Annotated in this window: 19 protein-coding genes and 1 riboswitch; of the genes, 6 read left to right on the top strand and 13 right to left on the bottom strand. The window is 65.6% G+C overall.

What is annotated here, in order from left to right; genetic code table 11:
• Positions 1-22 precede the first annotated feature (22 nt).
• From purH to FXB41_RS11955, 3 genes are all read right to left on the bottom strand, one after another.
• Positions 23-1,615, bottom strand: coding sequence for a bifunctional phosphoribosylaminoimidazolecarboxamide formyltransferase/IMP cyclohydrolase (purH, locus tag FXB41_RS11965; protein WP_219681873.1), 1,593 nt, complete (start codon positions 1,613-1,615; stop codon positions 23-25).
• Between the two features lie 25 nt (positions 1,616-1,640).
• A riboswitch (ZMP/ZTP riboswitch) is annotated at positions 1,641-1,722 on the bottom strand.
• 59 nt (positions 1,723-1,781) lie between these two features.
• Positions 1,782-3,500 (bottom strand): heparinase II/III family protein, encoded by a 1,719-nt coding sequence (locus tag FXB41_RS11960; protein WP_007598671.1) that lies wholly within the window; start codon positions 3,498-3,500, stop codon positions 1,782-1,784.
• 156 nt (positions 3,501-3,656) lie between these two features.
• Positions 3,657-5,003 (bottom strand): RsmB/NOP family class I SAM-dependent RNA methyltransferase, encoded by a 1,347-nt coding sequence (locus FXB41_RS11955; RefSeq protein ID WP_219681872.1) that lies wholly within the window; start codon positions 5,001-5,003, stop codon positions 3,657-3,659.
• A gap of 187 nt (positions 5,004-5,190) precedes the next feature.
• On the opposite strand from FXB41_RS11955, the gene FXB41_RS11950 reads away from it, so the two are divergent.
• Positions 5,191-5,400, top strand: a complete 210-nt coding sequence (locus FXB41_RS11950; protein ID WP_219681871.1) for a DUF1674 domain-containing protein — start codon at positions 5,191-5,193, stop codon at positions 5,398-5,400.
• 49 nt (positions 5,401-5,449) lie between these two features.
• Here the strand turns inward: FXB41_RS11950 and cysN are convergent, their stop codons facing one another.
• The 4 genes from cysN to FXB41_RS11930 all read right to left on the bottom strand — a co-directional run bounded on the left by cysN (position 5,450) and on the right by FXB41_RS11930 (position 12,958).
• Positions 5,450-7,348 carry a sulfate adenylyltransferase subunit CysN gene (gene cysN, locus FXB41_RS11945; protein ID WP_219681870.1) on the bottom strand — a complete coding sequence of 633 codons (1,899 nt, stop codon included), beginning with the start codon at positions 7,346-7,348 and terminating at the stop codon, positions 5,450-5,452.
• On the bottom strand, positions 7,348-8,319 hold the full coding sequence (gene cysD, locus FXB41_RS11940; RefSeq protein ID WP_219681869.1) for a sulfate adenylyltransferase subunit CysD: 972 nt from the start codon (positions 8,317-8,319) through the stop codon (positions 7,348-7,350). The genes cysN and cysD overlap by 1 nt, the downstream gene beginning before the upstream one ends.
• Complete coding sequence (locus FXB41_RS41705; protein ID WP_219681868.1) at positions 8,316-10,787, bottom strand: FAD/NAD(P)-binding protein; 2,472 nt, start codon at positions 10,785-10,787, stop codon at positions 8,316-8,318. The genes cysD and FXB41_RS41705 overlap by 4 nt, the downstream gene beginning before the upstream one ends.
• 140 nt (positions 10,788-10,927) lie before the next feature.
• Positions 10,928-12,958 (bottom strand): methyl-accepting chemotaxis protein, encoded by a 2,031-nt coding sequence (locus tag FXB41_RS11930; protein ID WP_219681867.1) that lies wholly within the window; start codon positions 12,956-12,958, stop codon positions 10,928-10,930.
• 251 nt (positions 12,959-13,209) lie between these two features.
• Here FXB41_RS11930 and FXB41_RS11925 point away from each other — a divergent pair, with 251 nt between their 5' ends.
• Positions 13,210-13,803 (top strand): thermonuclease family protein, encoded by a 594-nt coding sequence (locus FXB41_RS11925; protein ID WP_219681866.1) that lies wholly within the window; start codon positions 13,210-13,212, stop codon positions 13,801-13,803.
• 55 nt (positions 13,804-13,858) lie between these two features.
• On the opposite strand, the gene FXB41_RS11920 is transcribed toward FXB41_RS11925, so the two are convergent.
• Positions 13,859-14,374, bottom strand: a complete 516-nt coding sequence (locus tag FXB41_RS11920; RefSeq protein WP_007598677.1) for a L,D-transpeptidase — start codon at positions 14,372-14,374, stop codon at positions 13,859-13,861.
• 451 nt (positions 14,375-14,825) lie between these two features.
• Positions 14,826-16,772: an acetate--CoA ligase gene (gene acs / locus FXB41_RS11915; protein WP_007598679.1), complete on the bottom strand. Its 1,947-nt coding sequence runs from the start codon at positions 16,770-16,772 to the stop codon at positions 14,826-14,828.
• 400 nt (positions 16,773-17,172) lie between these two features.
• Here acs and FXB41_RS11910 point away from each other — a divergent pair, with 400 nt between their 5' ends.
• Complete coding sequence (locus FXB41_RS11910; RefSeq protein ID WP_219681865.1) at positions 17,173-18,342, top strand: DNA topoisomerase IB; 1,170 nt, start codon at positions 17,173-17,175, stop codon at positions 18,340-18,342.
• A gap of 11 nt (positions 18,343-18,353) precedes the next feature.
• Here FXB41_RS11910 and FXB41_RS11905 read toward each other — a convergent pair whose 3' ends face one another.
• Positions 18,354-18,809, bottom strand: a complete 456-nt coding sequence (locus FXB41_RS11905; protein ID WP_007598683.1) for an SRPBCC family protein — start codon at positions 18,807-18,809, stop codon at positions 18,354-18,356.
• 101 nt (positions 18,810-18,910) lie between these two features.
• Here FXB41_RS11905 and FXB41_RS11900 point away from each other — a divergent pair, with 101 nt between their 5' ends.
• Positions 18,911-20,005, top strand: coding sequence for an adenylate/guanylate cyclase domain-containing protein (locus tag FXB41_RS11900; RefSeq protein WP_007598685.1), 1,095 nt, complete (start codon positions 18,911-18,913; stop codon positions 20,003-20,005).
• An 81-nt stretch (positions 20,006-20,086) separates the two neighbouring features.
• Here the strand turns inward: FXB41_RS11900 and FXB41_RS11895 are convergent, their stop codons facing one another.
• The 3 genes from FXB41_RS11895 to tsaD are packed head-to-tail and all read right to left on the bottom strand — an operon-like array spanning position 20,087 to position 22,559.
• Complete coding sequence (locus tag FXB41_RS11895) at positions 20,087-20,500, bottom strand: EVE domain-containing protein (protein WP_007598686.1); 414 nt, start codon at positions 20,498-20,500, stop codon at positions 20,087-20,089.
• 2 nt (positions 20,501-20,502) lie between these two features.
• The gene (locus tag FXB41_RS11890; RefSeq protein ID WP_007598687.1) at positions 20,503-21,483 is read right to left on the bottom strand and encodes an NAD(P)H-dependent glycerol-3-phosphate dehydrogenase; all 981 of its coding nucleotides are present in this window, start codon (positions 21,481-21,483) and stop codon (positions 20,503-20,505) included.
• Between the two features lie 2 nt (positions 21,484-21,485).
• On the bottom strand, positions 21,486-22,559 hold the full coding sequence (gene tsaD, locus FXB41_RS11885; RefSeq protein WP_007598688.1) for a tRNA (adenosine(37)-N6)-threonylcarbamoyltransferase complex transferase subunit TsaD: 1,074 nt from the start codon (positions 22,557-22,559) through the stop codon (positions 21,486-21,488).
• Positions 22,560-22,724: 165 nt separating this feature from the next.
• Here tsaD and FXB41_RS11880 point away from each other — a divergent pair, with 165 nt between their 5' ends.
• Both FXB41_RS11880 and FXB41_RS11875 read left to right on the top strand, forming a co-directional pair.
• The gene (locus tag FXB41_RS11880; RefSeq protein WP_219681864.1) at positions 22,725-23,471 is read left to right on the top strand and encodes a uroporphyrinogen-III synthase; all 747 of its coding nucleotides are present in this window, start codon (positions 22,725-22,727) and stop codon (positions 23,469-23,471) included.
• A 69-nt stretch (positions 23,472-23,540) separates the two neighbouring features.
• Positions 23,541-24,782 (top strand): COG4223 family protein, encoded by a 1,242-nt coding sequence (locus FXB41_RS11875; protein ID WP_007598690.1) that lies wholly within the window; start codon positions 23,541-23,543, stop codon positions 24,780-24,782.
• Positions 24,783-24,790 lie beyond the last annotated feature (8 nt).

Below are 24,790 nucleotides of genomic sequence, written 5' to 3'. Positions count from 1 at the left end.
CATCCGGGCTACCGCCATTCAATCAATGCCTGAAGTGGCGCGTGCCCGTGAACACCATGGCGATGCCATGCTCGTCGGCAGCCTTGATGACCTCGTCGTCGCGCATGGAGCCGCCGGGCTGCACCACGGCGGTGGCGCCGGCTTCGATGCAGGCCAGCATGCCGTCGGCGAACGGGAAGAACGCATCCGACGCCACCACCGAGCCCTTGGTGAGCGGCTCGGCGAGCTTCAGCTCGGCGGCCGCATCCTGGGCCTTGCGTGCCGCGATCCGCGCTGAATCGACCCGGCTCATCTGGCCGGCACCGATGCCGACGGTGGCGAGATCCTTGGCGTAGATGATGGTGTTGGACTTGACGTGTTTTGCGACACGGAAAGCAAACTTCAGGTCGCGCATCTCGGCATCAGTGGGCGCGCGCTTCGTGACAACCTTGAAGGTCATGTCGTCGACCACGGCGTTGTCGCGACTCTGCACGAGGAGACCGCCCGCCACCGTCTTGGCGGTGAGGCCGGACGCGCGCGGATCGGGCAGGCTGCCGGCGAGCAGAAGCCGAAGGTTCTTGCGCGCGCCGATGATGGCGATCGCTTCCTCGCTTGCGTCGGGCGCGATGATCACCTCGGTGAAGATTTTCGTGATCTCGCGCGCGGTGTCGGCATCGAGTGCGCGGTTCATCGCGATGATGCCGCCGAAGGCCGAGGTGGAATCGCAGGCCAGCGCCTTGCGGTAGGCGCTGACGAGGTCGGAGCCCTCCGCGACGCCGCAGGGATTGGCATGCTTGACGATGACGCAGGCCGCGGTGCGCTTGGCGTCGAACTCGCCGATGCATTCATAGGCCGCATCGGTGTCGTTGATGTTGTTGTACGAGAGCTCCTTGCCCTGGAGCTGCCGCGCGGTCGAGACGCCCGGCCGCTTGTCGGGGGTCGCATAGAACGCCGCAGTCTGGTGCGGATTCTCGCCATAACGCAGCGACTGGATCAGCCGGCCGCCGAAGGCACGGAAATCGGGCGCGTCGATCTCGAGCTGGCGGTTGAACCAGTTCGAGATCGCGGCGTCATATGCAGCAGTGCGCGCGTACGCCTTGGCAGCAAGGCGCCGGCGCAACTTCAGCGTGGTTGCGCCTTTGTTGGCGGCGAGCTCGTCGAGAACGGCCTGGTAGTCCTGCGCCTCGACCACGACGGCGACGTCGTCATGGTTCTTCGCGGCGGCGCGGATCATCGCGGGGCCGCCGATATCGATGTTCTCGATGCAATCCTCGAAGCCCGCGCCTTTGTCGACGGTCGCCTCGAACGGATAGAGATTGACGACGAGGAGATCGATCGGCGCGATGCCATGCGCCGTCATCGCATCCGCATGGTCCTTGTTGTCGCGGATCGCGAGCAGGCCGCCATGCACCTTCGGATGCAGCGTCTTGACGCGGCCATCCATCATCTCGGGGAAGCCGGTCAGCTCGGAAACGTCCTTCACCTCAAGGCCGGCCGCGGCGATCGCCCTCGCGGTGCCGCCGGTCGAGACCAGTTCGACATCGTGCGCGGCAAGCGCCTTTGCGAATTCGATCAGGCCGGTCTTGTCGGAAACGGAGAGAAGGGCGCGGGTGACGCGGCGGGGATGGTCAGTCATGAGCAAGATCCTCTGTCTGAAGGAGTGTCTATGCCCAGGCGCGCGGCTTCTCAGTCCCGCGCTTCCCGATGGTGCTCCATCCAAGGTCGCCAGTCGCGCGAGCGAGGGCTCGATAGCAGTTTTCGATCGCTTTCACAACGTTCAGATCGGGCCGAATCACATGCGTCTACAGCGGAAGTTCCGGCTCCCGCCGCGCATTTCTGCGGGCATTCGTGACTGCCGGCGAGGCGCTGGAGCGGACAAAACTCCAGCGGATCGAGGGCGCCTGCCGCGCATCCTGGCGGATCACGATCTGCGCGGTGCGGCGCGGGCCGTCATTGCCGGCCAGGGATACGCTGTCCTCCAGCTCCACCTTGTCGTCGAGCGCCTCGAAGGTCCAGACGTCGCGGTTCGGTAGCACCAGCATGACGCCGCGGGCATCGGACAGCCGGCTCGCCTTCACCGCCGGGTGCAGATGGAATCGCAGCGCGAAATCGGCATCCGGACCCTTGAATCGTCCGCCTTGCGGCGGCGACAGCGTGTCCTCGCCGTCGATGCGCGCGCCGTCATTGGCGATCATCAGCACGCGGCGGTGGATCGCGCCGAATTTTGTCAGGTAACCGTCATGCGACGTCGTGAGCAGCGTGCCGTTCTGCACGATTTCGCGATAGCTCTCGACCTCGACGGGGCCGCTGGTAACCGGAGCACCGTGCAAGAGCCGCTTCATCGCCGACATCTCCACGAACTGGCATGACGAGGTGTCGTGATAGGTCAGCGTCGAATGCGCCGCCGTGCCGCGTGCGAACGGCCGCCAATTGTCGCGGCCCGTGGCCGGCATGCCGCAATTGGTGACGATGCGGCTGATGCCGGAGGACAGTTCGAACGACAGGCAGCCGGCATGGGCGTCGTGGCTGACGCTGGCTGCCGGCGGCGGGCCGGTGTCGATGATCAAAGTGGTCTGGCCCGCATCGAGGCGCTGGAAACCGGTGTGCGGCATGTTCGACATCGGCGCGCCGTGGGTGTCGTCATAGGCAAGCAGCGTCGCGAGCAGGTCCGAGGGCGTCGCGCTCATGCCGTTGAACAGCGCGAAATTGCCGTCGCCGTGGCGGAAGAAGCGCAGCATCGGCATCATGCGGTCGATCGCGTTGAGCAGCGCGGGCGGCGGCGCGATATTGCGCGCGGCAAAGGTCTGCCGCAGCGGCAACAGGTCGATCAACAGCTCGATCAGCGCGCCCGGGTTGCGCGAGACATGGCCGCCGTCGGGCAGGATCTGCCGCTGCAATTCATCCGAGAGCTTTTTCGAGGTGCTGCGGATGTGACTTGCCTGGTTGGCGAGGCACAGCGCCGCATAGCACAGCGCGATCAGCACCTGGAGCTTCGGCACTCCGTCGGGGATGTTGACCATGGTGTAGCGCAGCAAGCGGATTTCGCGCGCCAGCGCGCGCAGATAACGGCGGTAGAATTTGTTGTCGGTATCGTTCAGCACCAGCGGTGCCTGCGACAGCAGGGAGATCACGCGCCGCGCCAGCACGTCGGCGCGTCGCGCGACGGGACGGCGCTTGCTGGCAGGGTTGGCGATCCAGTCTTCGATCAGCGAGCGCGCATTCGCGCGCGTCAGCGCGGTGTCGGCGGCGCGCAAATGGCGCAGCCAGCCGAAGCCGAGCAGCGCGACCTCCCAATCCTCCGAGGGCGGCTCGAGATCGAAGATCGATCGACCGTGGCAGTTGACGATCTTGCCGGCGAAGACGAAGCGGCCGGCATAGATCTCGGCGGCGCGGGTCGCGTCTGCGGTACGCAGATCATGCGGCGCGATGATCAACCGGTCGGCGCGGCCGGGCCAGACCCGCGACAGGGCGACGGAACCGCCGCTCGCGCGCGCGAGCATGTTCCGCGCGAAGCGGTTCATCACCAGCGTCGAGATACGTCTGCGTTGAGCGACCGACACGCCTTGCCTTGATGGGGGAGAGGATTCCGACGAATCCTTATTAATCCCAAAATCGGACGGCCGACACCACCTTGAACGACGCGAATCAGCGCCGTGGTTGCAAAATCCAGTGCAAAATCAGGATTTAACGAGCCGGGCCGCGAAAAATCCGTCGAGCCCGCCGAGCTTGGGATCGGCGTTCGGCAGATGGCTGGGCAGAGTGCGCAAATCGCCCTCGGCGGTGACGATCTCGCTGAGCCCCGACACCTCGGACGCATCGATCGGGACCCGGCGAAGCCCAGGCTCTGCGGCCAGCAGCGCGGCGACCGCATGCTCGCCCTCTTCCGGTTCCAGCGAGCAGGTACAGTACACCAGCGTCCCGCCGGGCTTGAGCAGCGAGACCGAGTTTTGCAGCAGCCTCCGCTGGAGCACGGTCATTGCTGCGATGTCGGATTCCTGACGGAGCCAGGAGACATCGGGGTGGCGGCGGATCGTCCCGGTCGAGGTGCAGGGCGCATCGATCAGGATGCCGTCGAAGCCATCGGCCGGACCCGCCCATTCCGCGGCGTCGGCGACGACAGTCTCGGCCTGGAGCGACAACCGCGTCAGATTCTCACGCAGCCGCGCCACCCGGGCAGGCGAGCGGTCGATGGCCGTGACATGCGCACCGGCCTGCGCCAGCTGCGCGGTCTTGCCGCCGGGAGCGGCGCAGAGATCGGCGATGGATTTGCCCTTGATGTCGCCGAACAGCCGGGCCGGCAGCGCAGCGGCGGCGTCCTGCACCCACCATTGTCCTTCGGCGAAGCCGGGAAGCATGGTCACCGCGCCGTGCAGCACCGTACGCACCGATCCCGTTGGCAGCACTTCGCCATGTAAGCGGCTCGCCCATTGCGCGGCGTCCGACTTCACGGTCAGATCCAGCGAAGGATCGTGGCTGAGCGCGAGCGCCATGTCCCTTGCGACCGTCTCGCCGTAATGCGCGCTCCAGCGCGCGACCATCCAGGGCGGCAGGTCCAGCGACTGCGCCGCAACCTCGTCCACCAGCGCCTTGCCCTCGCGGGCGCAGCGGCGCAGCACGGCGTTGACGAGGCCGGCATAGCGCGCGGCGCGCCGGTCGGATTGCACGAGGCGAACGGAGAGATCGACGGCCGCGTGATCGGGCACATCCATCCAAAGGATCTGGGCAGCGCCGATCAACAGCGCGCTCTGCGCGCGCGGCGCGTCGGAGGGAATGCCCTTGTCGAGCAAGCGGGACAGCACATGGCCGAGCGTGCCGAGCCGGCGCAGCACGGTGGCGACCAGGCGGCGCATCAGCGCGCGGTCGCGATCGGGGAGCGTCTTCAGTCCGGGATGGGCGCCGCTGCCGTCGAGCTGCTCGTCAAGCGTGCGGTGCTTTTGCAGCACGCCGTCGACGATGTCGGCGGCAATCCGCCGCGCCGCGAGACCGGGCACTTCGGATGGAGGAGCGAAACGTTGAGAAGGCATGCGGAAACAAGGTTCTGAGCGAGCGGCAGTTCGCCGTAATGGGCGCATGCCTTGAGAAGGCGATCTCTGGCACGCGAATATGCCAAATGTAAGAATCGCTTCCGGGTTTTTCAGCCCTTTCGGAGCCATTTCAGGAATGCGTTATTGGGCGTCGCGTCGCGGGCCGTCCCGCGCTAGAAAGCCGACGATGAGTGACCAGCCTCCCGTTTCCGACCGCGAGCAGCTCACACCGGCCGCCCAGCGTGCGCTGGCCGAGGCCGAAGCGCGCCGGCAGGCTGCGGCAGTCCGAGCCAAAAACGACGGCCAGGCGACGCCAAAGGAGTTGCAGGGGCCAAAAGGACCCGAACCGACCCGCTATGGCGATTGGGAGCGCAAGGGCATCGCTTCCGACTTCTGAGCTCTGTGCCGGCCGCCCGGATGATGCCGGGCAAGACCGGTCCCGGCCGCTACAGATAATCATGCTCCCGGAGATAGCGGATGATGCGTTCGCAGGCCGCCTCGGTTGACAGTTCCGAGGTGTCGATGGTGATCTCCGGCGCCTGCGGTGCCTCGTAGGGATCATCGATGCCGGTGAAACCCTTCAGCTCCCCTGCCCGTGCCTTGCGATAGAGTCCCTTCGGATCGCGGCGCTCGCATTCGGCGAGCGGGGTCGCGACATGGATCTCGATGAACTCGCCTGCCTCGACCCGCTGGCGGGCCAGCTCGCGCTCGCTGCGGAAGGGTGAGATCAGCGCGACCAGCGCGACCATGCCGGCATCGACGAACAGCGCTGCGATCTCCGCGACGCGCCGGACGTTCTCCATCCTCTCCGCACTGGAGAAGCCGAGGTCGCGATTGATGCCGTGGCGCAGATTGTCGCCGTCGAGCAGCGCGGCGTGGCGTCCGAGTTCGGCAAGCCTGCGGTCGACGAGATCGGCGATCGTCGATTTGCCGGCACCGCTGAGGCCGGTGAACCAGAGCACGCAGGGCCGCTGCTGCTTCAGCCGTGACCGCACGGATTTATCCACCGCAAGGTGCTGCCAATGAATATTGGTGGCCGCCCGCAGCGACAGGTCGATCATCCCCGCGGCAGCCGTGCGGTGACTGATCGGATCGACGAGAATGAAGCTGCCCATGTCGCGGTCGTCGCGATAGGCCTCGAACACCAGCGGACGGTCGAGGCTGAAATGGACGTAGCCGATCTGGTTGGCATCGAGCGTGGCGGCGCTCTCCAGCGCCATGGTGTCGATGGCGACACAGTGCTTGAGCGTCGTGATCACCGCGCCGGTCGAGGCCGTGCCGCATTTGAGCAAATAGCGCCGGCCCGCGACCATGGCCTCGTCGTCGAACCACACGAGATGGGCGGCCAGTTGATCCGAGATCAGGGGCGTGGGTCCTGCCGTCAGCACGTCGCCGCGGCTGACGTCGATCTCGTCCGCCAAAGTCAGCGTCACCGAATCGCCCGCCACAGCCCGGTCGCGCTCGCCGCCGGGTGTGAGAATGCGCGCGACTTTCGTGCGACGGCCCGAGGGCTGCACGGCGATGCTCTCGCCGGTCGCGATCGTACCGCTGGCGATTCGCCCGCAGAAGCCGCGAAACTCCGCATGAGGCCGGTTGACCCATTGCACCGGCAGCCGGAACGGCCGCTGCGAGACGTCGCCGGCAACGTCCACCGATTCCAGATAGGCCGTGACGGTCGGCCCGGCGTACCAGGGCATCCGCGCGCTCGCGGCGACGACGTTGTCGCCGTCGGGCGCAACGACCGGGATGCACTGGACCTGGGAGATCCCGAGTTGACCGGCCATGGTCAGATATTCGGCGGTGATGGCCGCGAAGCGGTCCCCGTCGAAGCCGATCAGATCCATCTTGTTCACGGCGAGCACGACGTGGCGGATGCCGAGCAGCGACAGGATGTGGCTGTGGCGCCGTGTCTGCGTGATCACGCCCTTGCGGGCGTCGACCAGCACCACGGCGAGATCGGCGTTGGAGGCGCCGGTCGCCATGTTGCGCGTATACTGCGCATGCCCGGGCGTGTCGGCGACGATGAAGCGCCGCAGTTTGGTGGCGAAGAACCGGTAGGCGACGTCGATCGTGATGCCCTGCTCGCGCTCGGCCTGCAAACCGTCGACCAGCAGAGCGAAATCGAGATCGCCGCCGGTGGTGCCGGACGTTTTGCTTTCCGAGGCGAGCGCGTCGAGCTGGTCGTCGAGGAGCGTCTTCGAATCGTAGAGCAGGCGGCCGACCAGCGTGCTCTTGCCGTCGTCGACGCTGCCGCAGGTGACGAAACGCAGCGTCGGACGATCGTCGTCCTGTTCGAGCCGCGGCACGTCGGTTGCGGCGATCGTGGGGGCCTCGTGATAGGACATCAGAAGTAGCCCTCCGCTTTCTTGCGCTCCATCGATGCGGGACTGTCCCGGTCGATCATGCGTCCCTGCCGTTCCGAGGTGCGTGATGCCATCATCTCCCGTACGATCTCGGGCAGAGTTGCCGCCGTCGAGATCGTCGCGCCGCTGAGGGGATAGCAGCCAAGGGTGCGAAACCTGACGGAGCGCCATCGCGGCTCTTCGCCTGCGAGCAGCGGCATCCGTTGATCGTCCACCATGATTAGCGCGCCGTCGCGCTCGACCACCGGGCGCGGAGCTGCCAGATAGAGCGGAACGATCGGGATGTCCTCGAGCAGGATGTAATCCCAGACGTCGAGCTCGGTCCAGTTCGACAGCGGAAACACCCGCATGCTCTCGCCGGGCGCGAGCATCGTGTTGTACAGGCTCCACAGCTCCGGCCGCTGGTTCTTCGGATCCCAGCGATGCGCCGCGCTCCGGTGCGAGAACACGCGCTCCTTGGCGCGCGACTTCTCCTCGTCGCGTCGCGCGCCTCCGATCGCGGCGTCGAAGCCGTGGAGGTCCAGCGCCTGCCGCAATGCCTGCGTCTTCATGACGTCGGTGTAACGGGCCGAGCCGTGGGTGAAGGGATCGATGCCCTGGTTCAATCCGTCGTCATTGGTATGGACGATCAGATCGAGGCCGAGTTCGCGTGCGCGCTGGTCGCGGAACGCGATCATCTCGCGGAACTTCCAGGTCGTGTCGACGTGCAGCAGCGGAAACGGCGGCTTGCCGGGATGAAATGCCTTCATCGCCAGATGCAGCAGCACGGAGGAGTCCTTGCCGATGGAATACAGCATCACAGGCTTGCGGAATTCGGCCACGGTCTCCCGCAGAATGTGGATGCTTTCCGCCTCCAGGCGCTGGAGATGACTGGTAACGCTGTGGCGCGCCGCGGGTTGATCGGAGGCGCCGCGCACTGGCGCCTCTATCGCGGAATCGATCTGAGCGGTCATGCGGCCGTGCCCAGGCGGTCGCCGAACAGGCGCATCGCCGTGTCGGCGTCCAGCGAGAGGTCGTCGACGCAGGCCGCGACCGAGGCGCGGTAGATGTCGTTGATGTCGTAGCGTTCGATGACCGCCAGCTGGGCATCGCTCAGCGACGCCGTCTTGCGGCCGCGATAGCGGTAGGCGGTGTCCGATCCATGAAGGCCGACGACGGTGTAGACCTTGGGCTCGCTGAGGAAGGTGACGCCCGAACCCTTCGATTCGATCTGCCCGCGCTCCCGCCAATCGGTGACGGCGCTCTCGGTGAAGCGGGCGCCGAGGCCGAGCCGGTCGAACAGCTTTCGCACCGAGCCGGTCGCGTCCTTGCTGGCTTCATAGACGTAGCGGGTGACGGCCACACCCTGCCGCCTTGCGTAGCTTTCGACGCGAAGGGCGTTCAGCGTGGAGATGACGTAGTTCTGGATCAGCCGGTCCTCCGGAACGCGGTCCGACCATTTCTCCAGCCACGATGCGAGCGAGCTGGCGGGATCGCGGTCGAGCATGATCATGTGGAGCTTGTCTGCCGGCCAGCCGGCCTCGATCAATGGCAGCAGCGGCAGGAACAGGCTTTCGGCCAATACATAGGGCCCCGCCATTTCCTTGCTGAAGACGTGCGGCTGCTCCGCCGCGACCGGCACGGCCCAGGGCTCCCCCGCGTTTCCGACGAGACGATGGCGCAGGATTGCCTTCACCGGCTGGAAATAGGAGGGCATCCCGGCGACGCCGAAGAGGTTGGTGAGCGCGGTCGAACCTACGCGGCAGCGCCCCCATGCGCAGTAGAGCGTCGGGAAGTCCTCCGGAGCCCAGTGCCGGAACGCCTCGCCAAGACAGTCCCTCACCTCCCACATCAATTCGTCCAGCGCGGCGGGCCGCGTCTGATATTTGCCGTCCGGCGCGAGCACCATCGTATCGAGCGAAGGATCGTCGCGGCGGACCAGATCGGCAAGGCGGTCGGTTTCTTCGACTGACGTCGTGATGGTGCTCATCTTCGGACCTTTCGGGTTGAGGATCGAATCGACCACGATCTGTGCGCGGCGCATGTTGACGTCGACAGCGGCGGCGTAGAAGTGTGTACCCTTGGTGGGGCCACCGACCGCATAGATGTTCGGATGAGGTGTGCCGTGGCGGTCGTGGACACGACTGTCGTCGTAGCCGCAGCGAATCCCGCCGAGCGCGTCGAAGGCGATGAGCCCCTGTCGCTGCATGTCCTGATAGAGCGGGCTGGCATCCGGCCGGTAGGACGGTCCTGTCGCATCGACGACGCAATCGACGTCGTGATGATCGCCCTCGCCCAGGATCGCGCGAAATCGGCCGTCAATGGCGGTCACCCTGCGTAGCCGGGCGCGCGCCGAGAGCCTGCCCGACCGCATCAGGTCGCGGATACGGATCGCGTTCTCCAGCGGCATCGCCGAACGGTTGCGAAGCCAGCCGGAATTATAGAGGTCCATGAAACGCATCTTCTCGGCATCGCTCATCCGGCTCCAGGCGTCGCACATCACGTCGATGACGCTGACGAGATAGGAGTGGACGTTGAGATCGCCGGTTTCAGCTCGCAAGATGTTGCGCTGGAGATCGCTCAGTGCGTCGCCATCGACGTTCCGGCATGACAGATCGCAGCGAATCCCGGTGGTCTCCAGCAGCAGTTCGGACAGACGGGCGGCAAAGCCGTCGGCCTCGATCCGCTCACGGCTGCTCACATAGCGATGCAGCGCGTCGCGGAAGTCGTTCGTGATTGCAGGAACAGTCGCCGGCTGCACCGTGGGAAACAGGCCGCTTCTGGAGAGGCAAGTCATCTTGACGGCTTGGTGGGTCTTGGCCATCGCCGTTGCAGTGTCGACCGCGCTGAGCCCGCTTCCGAGGATCCCGATCTCGAAGCCGTCGCGATCCGCGAAGGTGAATTGCGCATAGGGATCGCGGAGATAGTTCGGGTTTCCTGTGAGACCGTAGTGATCGTCGGGCGCGTTGTGACCGGTGCAGAGGACCAGCAAAGACGAGATATGCGTGATGTTGCGGTCGGTCGTCAGCAGGACATCGCGATCCGGCGAGAGCCGCATGCGGACGATTTCGGCATCTTCGACATGGACGGACAGACCGGCGCTGCGGCATTGAGCGATCGCGGCCAGTCGCACTGTGTCGAGATAGTCCCTGTAGACCATCCGCGGCAGATGCTTGTTGCCGTGGCAGCTGAGGCCGCGGACCCGAAGCCAGCGCAGAAACTCCTCCGGATCGCCCGGACGGATCGACATCGTCGACGCCTTCATGTTGAGCAGGTGACGATCGCTCTGCGTGCGATAGGCCGTCCCACCATCGAAGCCGGATTTATCGAAGAGCTGAATTCCGCTGATCGCGTGGTGGTCTCGTCCCGATGTGGCGAGCTCCGCCAGATGACGCAGGATCGTGATGCCGGTTGCGCCGCCGCCGACAATGCTGATGATCATCGCTCAATCCCCCATTTGCCATGTTTGACCCAGGCGCGAGCGGGGGCTCGGCGTGGGGGCCTCCCAAAGCCGTTGATTGATGGACGGGTCGGAAAGTGGCGTGCGGCCGGCCTCAGGTCGGCCGCATGATTTGCGGCGCCTCAGGCGGCCCGCACCGTGTCAAGGAACTTTGCGACCTCGTCCTTGAGGCGACCGCTCTCGGTCGAGAGCGAGCGCGCGGATGCGAGCACCTGCGTCGACGCCGAACCGGTGGCGCTGGCGCCGTGACTGACCTGGGCGATCTTGTCAGCGACCTCGACCGTTCCCTTGGCGGCTTCGCTGACGTTGCGTGCGATCTCGGCGGTTGCAGCCCCCTGCTCCTCGATGGTGGCAGCAATGGTGGTCGAGATGTCCGAAATCTTGGAGATGGTCGTACCGATCTCCTTGATGGCGCCGACGGAATCTTGCGTCGCGGTCTGCATGCCGGCAATCTGTGCGCCGATCTCGTCGGTGGCACGCGCGGTCTGGGCCGCGAGTGCCTTGACCTCGCTGGCCACCACGGCAAACCCACGGCCGGACTCGCCGGCGCGTGCGGCCTCGATGGTCGCATTGAGCGCCAGAAGGTTGGTCTGCTCCGCAATCGCAGTGATCAATTTGACGACGTCGCCGATCCGGCCTGCGGCCTTGAGCAATTCATTGATCCGGGCGTCGGTGCGCTCGGCCTGCTGCACCGCCTCGCCGGCGATGCGGCTGGAATCATGGACCTGACGGCCAATCTCGACGACCGACGCGCTCATTTCCTCGGCAGCGGATGCTACGGCTCCGACGTTAGCGGATGCTTCCTCTGAAGCTGCGGCCACCATTCCGGAAAGCTGCTCGGTCTCTTCGGCCGTTCCCGACAGCGTGCCGGCGGCGGATTCGAGCTGCTGTGAAGCGATCGAAACCGAGTTGACGATGCCGCCGACCGCATCCTCGAACGCGTTGGCGAGCCTCATCATCTCGTTCTTGCGTCGGGCGGTCGCTGCGGCCTCCTGATCCTTCTGCTCGGCCTCCATCTGCTCGATGCGGATCAGATTGTCCTTGAACGTGCTTGCCGCACGGGCATTGTCGCCGACTTCGTCGCCGCGGGAGGTGTAGGGAATCTCGACGGCCTTGTTGCCTCCGGCGAGTTGCAGCAGCACGTCGCCGATGCGGCGGATGGGCCGGGCGATGCTCAGCACCGAAAATAGCGCCGAGCCGGCCAGGACCAGGATCACGAGGACGCCGACGATCAGGCTGACTTGGGTGGCCTGCTCCAGCGCGGTGACGAGCTGGGTCTGCCGCAGAGCCATAAACTCATTGTTGGCGGCGACCAGCTTGTCGACACGCGTCGTGATTTCCCTGGCGGCCGGAAGCACCCGCTCGTCGAAAATGCGCCTCTTCGCTTCCTCCGCCTTCATGACTGTGCCGGTTGCCGCCTTGTAGCGCCCCGCGAGCCCGGCGAGCGCGTCGATTCCATCAGCGATATCCTTGTCGCCGGCGGACTGACGAACCTGCTTGAGAACGCGGATCATGGCGTCGGCCCGTCCGGCGATATGGTCCTTCTGCGCGACGTCGCCGGTCGCCGTGAAATGCCAATCGGCCGCGCTGACCGCCTTGAACAAGGCGTCGGCCTCATGCAACGCCACCTCGGTGTTGAGGCGGCTCTGCCATGCGACGAGTGCAGGCGAGGCCAGCAGTTTCTCGAGAGCCTTGTTCCAGGCTTCTTCGATCTGGTTTGCCGCGGCGAATTCGGTGACGGCGGTGCGACGTGCCTCGCCAAGATCGTTGCCGGCCTTCAGAGAGGCCTCGAGCAGGATCTTGACCTCGCGGCAGAGCTCTTTGGCTTCGGCGCGCCTGGACCGCTCCAATGCGGCGTCCATTTCGGTTGTGGCAGCGGCGATGGAGCCGCGCAACGTTTCGAGATGTTTGCCGAGACCCTCGGCTGAGGATGCGGATCCGATTTCCGCTATGGCGAGGCGTGCCCGGGTCACTGCGAGCTCGGCCCCTTGGGCATTGGCCTTGTTGGCGGTGTTGATGACCACCAGCCGGCTCAGGTCCGCGATCTGCTCGTTGCGGACGAGCTGGTTGGCAAGCATGCCACCGACGAGAAGGACCCCCGCGCTCGCGGTCAATCCGAGCTTTGTACCGATGCGAAACTTGAACGATGCCATGCTTGCCGCTCCCCACACGCATACCGAGTACTCGACCTTAATACTAAACAACGGCTGAAGATCAAACTCCGTACAACTACAGGAGGTATCGATTGGAGAGTGCTCGGAACAGCGTGGCGCGCATAGGTGCGATTCTACGGAGCAACGTTCCGGACCTCCGCGACCACGATCAGGCGACGGACCACCAGGTCGGCATCCGATGGTGTCTTGAAAGTGCCTTGCCGGCTTCCCCGACTCAGCCCTAGCCTGCAATGATGCGTTTCCAGGATCGTCCCAATGCCTATCGGCCGCAGTTCGGCGGCTCGCCTTTCGGTCGCCGTTTCTCGGGGCTGTTGCCGTGGATGTTCGTGGTCGGCGTCGTGGTGGCGATCGCGCTCACCTTTCGGCATGGGCCGAACTGGCCCGTTCCGCATGGCGCCGACGGCCGGTCGCAGGAAGCCGAGATCATCCTCCAGCAATCTGGCAATGCCGATGCTCGCCAGCCCGTCGACGTCATCCGCACCATCGACGGCGACACCTTTCTCGCGCGCGTGCATCAGCAGGGTGGCCGCGACCTCGTCGCGCGCGTTCGCCTGCGCGGCATCGATGCCCCTGAGATGAAAGCCTCCTGCCAGGAAGAACTCGACAAGGCCGAAGCCGCGGCCCGCGCATTGCGCGATCTGCTCGGGCAAGGTGGCGTGACGATTACCAATCTCGGACCTGATAAATACGGACGCGTTCTCGCTGACGTCGCGACGAAACGTACGGCCAATGTCTCGGCGGCGTTGCTCGCCGGCGGCTACGCGCGGAGCTACAATGGCGGCCATCGCGACGGCTGGTGCGCGCGGAGTTGGCGCTTCTGGTGACAAAAAAGCCGCGTCGAAAGACGCGGCTCTTGCCGTCTCACCCCGATGCCGGCGATCAGCGCGTCACGACCACCGTGGTGCCGACCGAGACGCGGCTGTAGAGATCGGTGATGTCGTCGTTGAGCATGCGGATGCAGCCATAGGAGACGAAGCCGCCGATCGAGCCCGGCACGTTGGTACCGTGAATGGCATATTCACCACCGGACAGCGTCATCGCCGCGACGCCCATCGGATTGCGCGGTGAGCCGCCCGGGATAACGTCCGGGATGCTCGGCTTGTCGCGCTTCACTTCGGCAGGCGGCGACCAGGCCGGATTGCGGTACTTGCCGTCGATGCGGGTGGTGCCGGCCCACTGCTTGCCGGACTTGCCGACGCCGACCGGGTAGCGCACGGCGTGGCCGTTATCGAGGACGAGATAGAGCCGACGCTCGTTGGTTTTGACCACGATGGTGCCCGGCGAATAGTCGGCCAGGTGCGTCCCCACCATTTCCGGCCGCGCCTGCGCCGCCGTCGACATCAAGACCCCAGCCCCGACGGTGGCGGCCAGCGCCACAGCAATCCTCATCGACATCGATTTTCCCCCTGCCCCGAACGGACCGTCCAAAATTACGCAAAACCGGCAATCGCTGGCTCGCCAAGTCCTTGTTGCAAGTCCTTGTTAGGGGACATTCTTAACCGCGCTTGTTAACCGGATGGTTTCCACGCACGGCCGCCAAGGGCCAACCAGCAGGGGGAACAAAGGAAATGTTCGAAACAAAGTAAATGACCTGAAAACAACACTCGGCGGGAAAGATGCCCGGCCGCCGGGGCGCGGCCTGACAAGTGCGTGAGGATGTGAACGACCGTTGTTCGGGGGAGCGCTAACGCGGGGATGGGTCTCGTGTCCCGGACGCGGCGAAGCGCGAAGCGGTGCGACGGAGGGCCGGGACCCAGAAAGCCTCAGAGTCTGCTGTTGCATGGGCCCCGGCTCTGCAGCGCACCGCTAACGAGCGCTGCGCTGCGTCCGGGGCACGAGACCGCCTTTACGCCGACTTCTTGTTCTGCCGGTTCTTGACGAGGTCGTCGACCACGCCGGGATCGGCCAGGGTCGAGGTGTCGCCCAGGCTGCCCGGCTCGTCCTCGGCGATCTTGCGCAGGATGCGGCGCATGATCTTGCCGGAGCGCGTTTTTGGCAGACCCGGTGCAAACTGAATCTGGTCGGGCGAAGCGATCGGGCCGATCTCCTTGCGCACCCAGGTGACGAGCTCCTTGCGCAGATCCTCGGTCGGCTCGATGCCGGCCATCAGGGTCACATAGGCGTAGATGCCCTGGCCCTTGATGTCATGCGGGAAGCCGACCACGGCGGCCTCCGACACCTTCTCATGCGCGACCAGTGCGCTTTCGACTTCGGCGGTACCCATGCGGTGGCCGGAGACGTTGATGACGTCGTCGACGCGGCCGGTGATCCAGTAATAACCGTCGGCATCGCGTCGGCAGCCGTCGCCGGTGAAATACTTGCCCTTGTAGGTCGAGAAATAAGTCTGCTCGAAGCGGGCGTGGTCGCCATAGACCGTGCGCATCTGGCCCGGCCATGACCGCGTCAGGCACAGATTGCCTGATGTCTCGCCGTCCAGCACGTTGCCGTCGGCATCGACGATCTCGGGCATCACGCCGAAGAATGGCTGCGTCGCCGAGCCCGGCTTGAGCTTCGTGGCGCCGGGCAGCGGCGTGATCAAAATGCCGCCGGTCTCGGTCTGCCACCAGGTATCGACGATCGGGCAGCGGTTGTCGCCGACGACGCGGTGATACCACTCCCAGGCTTCCGGATTGATCGGCTCGCCGACCGAGCCGAGCAGGCGCAGGCTGGCGCGCGAGGTCTTCTTCACGGGCGCGTCGCCGCTCTGCATCAGCGCGCGGATCGCGGTTGGCGCGGTGTAGAAGATGTTGACCTTGTGCTTGTCGATGACGTTCCAGAATCGCGAATTATCCGGGTAATTCGGCACGCCTTCGAACATCAGCGTGGTCGCCCCGTTGGCGAGCGGTCCGTACAGAATGTAGCTGTGGCCGGTGACCCAGCCGACGTCCGCGGTGCACCAGTAGATATCGCCGTCGTGATAGTCGAAGACGTATTGATGCGTCATCGCGGCGAACACGAGGTAGCCGGCGGAGGTGTGCAGCACGCCCTTGGGTTGGCCAGTCGAGCCCGAGGTGTAGAGGATGAACAGCGGATCCTCGGCGTGCATGTGCTCGACCGGGCACTCGGTCGTCACCATCTTGGCGGCGTCGTGATACCAGAGGTCGCGCGAGGGATTCATTTCGACCGCGCCGCCGGTGCGCTTGACCACGACGACCCAGTCGACGCCGTCTGCCTTGGCGAGCGCCGCGTCGACATTGGCCTTCAGCGGCACCTTCTTGCCGCCGCGCAAGCCCTCATCCGCGGTGATGATCACCTTGGACTGGCAGTCGTTGATGCGCTGGGCGAGACTGTCGGGCGAGAAGCCGGCGAACACCACGGAGTGAATCGCGCCGATCCGCGCGCAGGCCAGCATCGCGTAGGCCGCCTCCGGAATCATCGGCAGGTAGATGGTGACACGGTCGCCCTTCTTGACGTTCCGGGTGCGCAGGATGTTGGCCATCCGGCAGACCTCGTCGTGCAGCTCCTTGTAAGTGATGTGCCGGGATTGTGAGGGATCGTCGCCTTCCCAGATGATCGCGGTCTGGTTGGCGCGGCTGTGGAGATGCCGGTCGATGCAATTATGGGCGACGTTGAGAACGCCGTCCTCGAACCATTTGATGGAGATGTTGCCGGGCGCGAAGGAGACGTTCTCGATCTTGGTCGGAGCGTGCATCCAGTCGATGCGCTTGGCCTGCTCCGCCCAGAAACCGTTCGGGTCCGAGATCGAGCGGGCGTACATGTCCTTGTATTTGGCCTGGTCGACCCAGGCGCGCTTCGCCCATTCCGCGGGGACGTCGTAGATCTTCTCGGACATGTTTCCCTCCAGATACGGCAAGCCGAGCACAGACCACTGGCGAGCCGACTTGATCGTTGAACCGATTATGCGTCGGGCTAACCGGACCCGACAAGGTGCACAAGCTGGACCTTCGGCGAGCAGCCTGCCATGCGGAGGATCAAGCCGCTTCTTGCGACTGTCGCAGTTTTGAAACAGGGCAACGGGCGGCTTTCGGGTCTTTACCCAGATCGTCGGAATGGGCCCGCGCAGAGCGCCATGCACCCAGCAGAGGTATTTAGAAACCGTCTCTCACTGATTCGGGACTCGCAATGCGGTTCGGAACACCCTAAATGGCCAACCCGGGTCCAACGAGACCCCTTGGAACGAAAATCAGAACAGCGGCATTGACCGATAACAGACAGGGCTAAGGCATAAGACTATGATGGATCAGCAGAATCTCGGGACGATACGGCCCGCTTCAGCCGATCCTGCAGCCATTGCGCTGGCCAAAGCCCTCGGACAATGGCCGAAACCGGCCGGTTCCGGCCGTCCCAGCCCAAAAAAAGTGTTCGACGCGGCGCCTGCGGCGACGGTCGAGGCCCTCGCCAAGGAACTGGGCCTGCGGCTCGGCGACCAGAACGAGCTGACAATCCGCCGCATCAGGCGCGGCAAGGGCTATTCCTTCGTGCGGCACAACGGCGTCCACATCCGCGATCCCCGCACCATTCGGCGGCTGCATTCCATGGCGGTGCCGCCGGCCTATCGCGAGGTGCGCTACTCGGCCGATCCAAGCACGCATCTCCAGGCGGTGGGACGCGATGCCGCGGGTCGGTTGCAATATCGCTATCACGCCGATTGGGAGAAGGTCCGCGAGCAACGCAAGGCGCATCGCCTTGAAAAACTCGTCGGCGCGCTGCCCAAGATCCGGCGCAAGGTCTCGGCGTTCCTGTCGGGCGACGAGCCGACCCGCGAGTTCGCGCTCTCGGCCGTCATCGAACTGATCGCGCGCACCGCGATCCGCCCCGGCAACGAATCCTATGCCCGTCTCAACGGCACCCGCGGAGCCACCACGCTGCTGAAGTCCAACGTCTCGCTGGAAGACGACAGCTTCGTGCTGACCTTCAAGGCGAAGGGCGGCAAGGCCGTGCGCAAGGAGTGCGACGCCGCCAAGCTCGTGCGCGCCATCGGCATTTTGCAGGGCGTTCCCGGCAAGCGCATGTTCCAGTATCGCGATCCCTACGGCATCGTGCGTGCGGTCAGCACCACACAGGTGAACGCGTTTCTGCGCGAGATCGCCGGCATCAAGATCTCGCTGAAGGATTTCCGCACGCTGATGGCCTCTGCGGTTGTGGTGGAATCGCTGTCGCGGATCACGCCGGCGACCAGCCAGCGTGGCCGCAAGAAGCAGGTGCTGGAGGCAATCCGCGGCGCCGCCGATCAGCTCTCCAACACGCCGGCGATCTGCCGCAAGAGCTATGTTCACGACACCATCGTCACCGCGTTCGAAGACGGCATCCTCGAACGCTTCGCCGCGACCATGAAGGGCCAGCGCTCGCAGGCCAGGCGCGAGCAGCTTTTACAGCAGGTGGTGGCGACCGCGGCGGTCTGACCTCGGCGTCGTTACGCCTTGTTGGAAACGCCGTTGTCGGGACCGGGATCGCCGCCCGCGGCTGCCGCCGTGAGCCGTCCCAGATAATGCGCCCATCCCGTCGCGTGGGCGGCAGCCTGTTCCTCGGTCGGCAGCCCGCTATGGGTCATGCACAGCAATGTGCCGCCGTCGCGTTCGATCAGGTCGATCTCGATCAGGCTCGAGCCGGGCGGCACTTCCTGGCCGCCCTCCCATCCGAACGTGTAGGCAAGACGATGCACCGGCACGACTTCGCGGAACGCGCCGCGGGCGACGCCACCGCGAGGGCCGATGCCTTTGAGCAGATATAGCCCGCCGGGATGCGGCTCCGTGGTCGCGTCGGAACCCATCCAGCTCAAAATCTTCTCGGGGTCGGTCAGGTAAGCGAAAACGGTGGCACGTGGGGCGGCAATCTGGGTCTCGCGTCGCACTATGAACGGTTCGGTCATCCGCGATCATCCCTGGGCTGACACTGGGACATGGCGGCGCGCGAGCGGCCCGTCAAGGATTGCCCGTGACAAAGACGGCCTGGCATCGTCATGATCGGGCCATGCACCTCTCTCCGACGCTCGCCTGGCTTGTCGACGCCGCCGCCGATAGCGCCGGGGCCGACCGCCTGCTCGCGGACCTCGGCGCACATCTGGTCGCCGACGGCGTGCCGCTTGCGGCAGGCAGCCTGACGCTCGAGGTGCCGCATCCGCTGATCGCGAAGCGGACCTGGTTGTGGCGCGCGGAGAACGGCCGGGTGATCGAAGCGCTCGGCTTCGCACCAGGCGGCCTCGCGCCCGACCCGCCCAACGATGCCGGCCGCCGCTGGCTGCGCGACATCGCGGACGGTGAGGTGCACGAACATTTGGTCGGACGGCCTGACGGGCCGTTGCTCGGCTGGATCGGGCCGCGTCCGTTCACCGCAGACGAGACCGAGCAATTGCGCCAGGCCGCGCGTTTCGCCGCGACGCCCCTTGCGGTGCTTGCCGCGCGTGCCACGTTGCGCGCGACGTTGGATGCTTATCTCGGCAAGCGCAGCGCGGAGCGGGTGCTGGCGGCACCCCTGCGGCGCGATCTCGGCGAGACTATACAGGCCGCGCTGCTCTATGCCGATCTGCGCAACTTCACGCTCCTGTCGGAAACCAATCCGCCTCCCGACGTCATCGCGGCGCTCGATGCATGGTTCGATCGCATCGCCGGCGCGGTTCACGCCTTCGGCGGCGAGGTGCTGAAATTCATCGGCGACGGCGTGCTCGCGATCTTTCCGGTGGTCGGGGCGTCACCGCGCCAAGCGTGCGATGCAGCTCTGCGTGCCGCGAGCGCAGCCGAAGCCGGGATGGCGTATCTCAACGCGGAGCGCCGTGCCCAAGGTGTGCCGCCACTCGCGTTCGGGGCGGCGCTGCATCTCGGCGAAATGCTGTGGGGTAATATCGGCGCCGCCAACCGGCTCGATTTCACGGCGATCGGCCCCGCCGTCAATCTCGCCAGCCGGCTCGAAGGATTGTGCAAGCCGCTCGGCAGAACCGTGCTGGCGTCGGGCGCGCTCGCCGCCGAGACGGACATGCCTCTGATCGCGCTCGGATCACATTCGCTGCGCGGCATTGCCGCGCCATGCGAGGTGTTTGCGCTGCCGGAGACGCGAACTCCGATATCGTAGCCCGCATGAGCGTAGCGACATGCGGGATCGCAGCAGTAGTCCCGGATATCGCTTCGCTCATCCGGGCTACAGTGCCTAAGCCTACATCCCACCCATCTTGCAGACGAGCTTCCATTCCTCGGCCGTCACCGGCTGCACCGAGAGGCGCGAATATTTCACCAGCGCCATGTCGGCGAGCTTCTTCTCGGCCTTGATCGCCGCCATCGTCACCGGAATCTTCAACGGCTTGTCGGCCTTGATGTCGACGCAGACGAATTTCTCGGTCTTGTCGGTCGGATCGGGGTAGGCTTCCTTGACGATCTCCGCGATGCCGACGATCTCCTTGCCCTCGTTGGAATGATAGAAGAACGCCTTGTCGCCCTTTTTCATTGCGACGAGGTTCTGGCGCGCGGTGTAATTGCGCACGCCGGTCCAGGCCTCGCCCTTGGCGCCCTTCGCCACCTGCTGGTCCCAGGACCACACCGATGGTTCGGATTTCACCAGCCAGTACGCCATGTTCATTCCTCTGCCTTGAAAGGTCGCGTCATGAGCCCCGAGATCGCGGCGTCGATCGTGCTTCTGCCGGTCAGGATCGATGCGACGGCTTCCGATACTGGCATTTCGATGTTTTGCGAAGCCGCGAGCTCGATCAGGACCGGCGCGGTGAATTCGCCTTCGGCAAGCTTGCCGGCGGGCGGCTGATCGCCGCGGCCAAGCGCCAGGCCGAGCGCGAAATTGCGCGATTGTGGGCTCGAGCAGGTCAGGATCAGATCGCCGAGGCCAGACAAGCCCGTGAGTGTTTCGCTGCGTGCGCCGAGCGCGCGGCCGAGGCGTGTCAGCTCGGCAAAGGCGCGGGTGGTGAGGGCGGCCTGGGCGGAAGCGCCGAGCTTGCGCCCGACCGCGATGCCGACCGCGATCGCCAGCACGTTCTTGGCGGCGCCGCCGATCTCGACGCCGCGGACATCGGTGGAGTGATAGGGCCGGAAGGTCGTCGAGCCCAGCGCCTGCACCAGGCTGTTGGCCAGCGCTTCGTCCCTCGCCGCCAGCGTGACCGCGGTCGGCAGACCACGCGCGACATCGTCGGCAAAGCTCGGGCCCGACAGGATCGCCGGCTGCGCGTGGGACGCGGCCTCGGCGATCACGTCGGTCATGAATTTATGGGTGCCGTGCTCGATGCCCTTGGCGCAGGCAATGATCGGCACCGGCTTTTCCAGGTGCAAGGCGAGCATGTTGACAGCACCGCGCAGATGCTGCGCGGGCACCGCGATCAGCAGCATGTCCGCCTGCGCGGCGAGGGCCAGATCGCTCGTCACGACGATATCCGGAGCAAGCCGCACGCCCGGCAGCCGCGGATTGTCGCGGCTCAATGCGATTCGCGTCGCGTGCTCGGGATTGCGCGCCCACAGCGTCACGTTCCGTCCGGCCCGAGCCGCCACCATCGCCAGCGCCGTGCCCCAGGCGCCGGCTCCAATCACCGCAATCGATTGGAACGCTGTCATTGCTAGAATCCCGCGCGCGTCTTGCCGTATCCGGCCGGTGCCGTCGCGTTCGCATCGAGCAGCCAGCGCGCGCGAGGCTGTGCTTCCATCGTGTCGGTCATGCCGAGTGCGAGACGTTCGGCGCCGGCCCAAGCGATCATTGCACCATTGTCGGTGCAGAGCGCCGGCGGCGGCATGATCAATTGTGTTCCGGCTTTCCTCGCAACGTCATGCAGCGCGTCGCGGATCGCCTGATTGGCGGCGACGCCGCCGGCCGCCACAAGCGCGCGCGGTGCGCCGAACTGCTCGCGGAAAAGTTTGAGACCTACGCTCAACCGGTCGGCGGTGGAATCGAGCACGGCAGCCTGGAAGCTCGCGCAGAGATCGTTGACGTCCTGCGGTGTGATCTCGGCCAACCGGCTTGCTTCGTTGCGCACCGCCGTCTTCAATCCCGATAGCGAGAAGTTGGCGTCGGGGCGTCCCTGCAACGGCCGCGGAAACGCAAATCGCGCGGGATCGCCGCTCTTCGCCGCGCGCTCGACCTGCGGTCCGCCCGGATAGGGCAGTCCCAGCATCTTCGCGACCTTGTCGAAGGCCTCGCCGATCGCATCGTCGACGGTGGTGCCGAGCCGCACATACTGGCCGACGCCGGTGACGGCGACGATCTGGGTATGGCCGCCCGAGGCGAGAAACAGGCAATAGGGAAATTCGAGTGCGTCGGTCAGGCGCGGCGTCAGCGCATGCGCCTCCAGATGGTTCACCGCGACCAGCGGCGTGGCGTGCACCATCGCGATCGCCTTCGCGGTGGTGAGCCCGACGATGACACCACCGATCAGTCCTGGGCCCGCGGCGGCCGCGACACCGTCGAGCTGGGCGAAGTCGATGCCGGCCTCGTGCATGGCGCGGTCGATGATGCCGTCGAGCAGGTCGACATGGGCGCGGGCCGCGATCTCCGGTACCACGCCGCCGAAACGGGCATGCTCCTCGACCTGCGACCACACGATATTCGACAGGATCTTGCCTGCGCCGTCAGGCGCACGCTCGATCACCGCCGCGGCGGTCTCGTCGCAGGTGGTTTCGATGCCCAGTACCAGCATTGGCGAATTGTTATCCAATTTGCGCCCTTCTCACCCCCCCTTGCGCTCATCCGCAAAGCAGAGTTCTGGTACGTCCGGTAGCATTCCGGGGTCGGCCAACGCAATCGTCACGCGCGGCCGTTCCTCGTGAAAGCGCCACCGCCACGTGGTTCGGGAACACAAGCGATGTCCATTCTTGTCACACGGCCGCATCCCGACAATGAGGCGACGTCGGAAAATCTGCGTGCACGGGGTCATGTGGTGCTGCTCGCGCCGGTGCTCAAGTTCGAACCGGTCGCCTTCCATGCCGAGAGTGAAACGAGCTACAGCGCCGTCATCGTCACGTCGGCCAATGCGATCCGTGCCGTCGCGCCGCAATTGCAGGACCTTGGTCTCCTGGAGCTGCCGCTGTTTGCCGTCGGCGAGCACACGGCCGCCGCCGCGCGCGATGCCGGCTTTGCCGAGGTGATCGTCGCCGGCGGCGACGGTACTGCCCTGCGCGACAAGGTGATGCAGAGCGCGCGCGACAAGCGGCTGAAGAAAAAGGGCACGTTGCTCTATCTCGCGGGCGCGGATCTGTCGCGCGACCTCGGAGGCGAGCTGAGCGCCGAAGGCTTCAACGTCGTCACGCACACGACCTATCGCATGGCGCCGGTCAAGCTGTTGCCGCGCGATGTCTGTGAGGGCTTTGCCGCCCATGGGATCAGGGCGGTGCTGCACTACTCCCGGCGCAGTGCGCGGGCTTTCCTGGAGGCCGCGCGGGGCGAAGGCGTCGAAATCTCGGCTCTGGCGATCCCGCAATGCTGCCTGTCCGAGGCCGTCGCCGGCGTGCTGCGCGAGGCCGGTGCCTCGCAGGTTCTGGTGGCGGCGACGCCGGACGAAAATGCCTTATTTGACACCTTGGAGCGTGCTTTGCGCACCCGTTTGGCGTAAGAGGTCGGGCCGAATCCGACGCAATCGGGTCCGTTCGTTCAGGGCAGGTAAGTGTGAGGAACCGTCACGATGGCCGACGACAAGCCTGAAGACGCAGGATTGGCTCCCGAGTCCGGCCGCGCCAAGCGCATCCCGCCCACCATCGACCTCGAGGCGACGGAAGTCTCGACCCAGCCGCAGGAGGTGGCGGGCGAGCCTGAGGCAGCGACCCAACAGGCCGCGCATGAGCTGGCCAAGTCCGAAGAGGACAAGTCTGAAGAAGCCAAGTCCGAAGAAGCTAATGCCGAGCCGCAGCCCGAACCTGCCGCGGAGGAGTCTTCCGTTGCGTCCGCATCGGTATCGCCGTCGATTTCGCCTTGGGTTATCGCGCCGTTCTCCGGCGCTGTCGCAGCCGCAATTGTGATCGCGGTCGGCTGGATACTGGGCTGGCCCGCGGTGCAGGCACCGCCGGCTGCTCCGCAAGTGACGGGCGCAGCCGTCGACGCGCTAAGCGGACGCATTGCCGCGGTCGAAGCCAAGGCGGGCAAGCCTGCCGCCGATCCGGCCATGGTGGCGCGGATCGATGCGCTGGAGAAATCCGCAACGAGCCTGCGCAGCGAGATTGCCAATCTGCGCGCACAATCCGACAAGACTGCGAGCGCCCTGAACGACGCGACATCGGCGCCGCGCGCTGCCGCGCCCGATCTTGCCGCTCTCAACGACCGCCTCGCTCAGCTCGAACGTGCCAGCAAGACCGAACGTGCGGAACTCGCACAGCAAAGCGAGAAGATCGCCGACGCGAAAACGATGGACGACAAGCCGCTGCGCCATGTGGTGGCGGCGGCCCTGCTCGACGTCGCCGTTCGCCACGGCGATGCCTTCGAGTCGCAGCTCGCCGCCGCGCGGTCGCTGGCAGCAAAGCCAGATATGCTGAAGCCGCTCGACACCTTTGCATCGTCAGGCATTCCGACGCCGGTCGCATTGAGTCGCGAGCTCCTCAACATCGTGCCAAAATTGTCGCCGCCGGCGGAAGCTCCGGCCAGCGGCACCGGCATCGTCGAGCGCCTTCAGGCAGGGGCGTCAAAACTCGTCCGCATCGAGCGTACCGACGGGGTCGGCAACGATCGCGGCGCCATCGTCGCGCGGGTGACGGCGGCTGCGTTGCGCAACGATTTCGTCGAGGCACGGCGCGAGTTGAAGACGCTGCCCGAGGCCGATCGTGCACCGGCGCAAGCCTGGCTCGACAAGGCCGATGCCCGTGACGCGGCGCTCGCCGCCTCACGCAAATTCGCCGACGCCGCCATGGCGGATCTCGTCAAGCCTGGTCAATAAAGGTTCGC

Source organism: Bradyrhizobium canariense, assembly GCF_019402665.1.
In the GTDB taxonomy this organism is placed as follows: domain Bacteria; phylum Pseudomonadota; class Alphaproteobacteria; order Rhizobiales; family Xanthobacteraceae; genus Bradyrhizobium; species Bradyrhizobium canariense.
The sequence above is the reverse complement of the archived record's forward strand: the minus strand, read 5'-3'. Positions and strand labels throughout refer to the sequence as shown.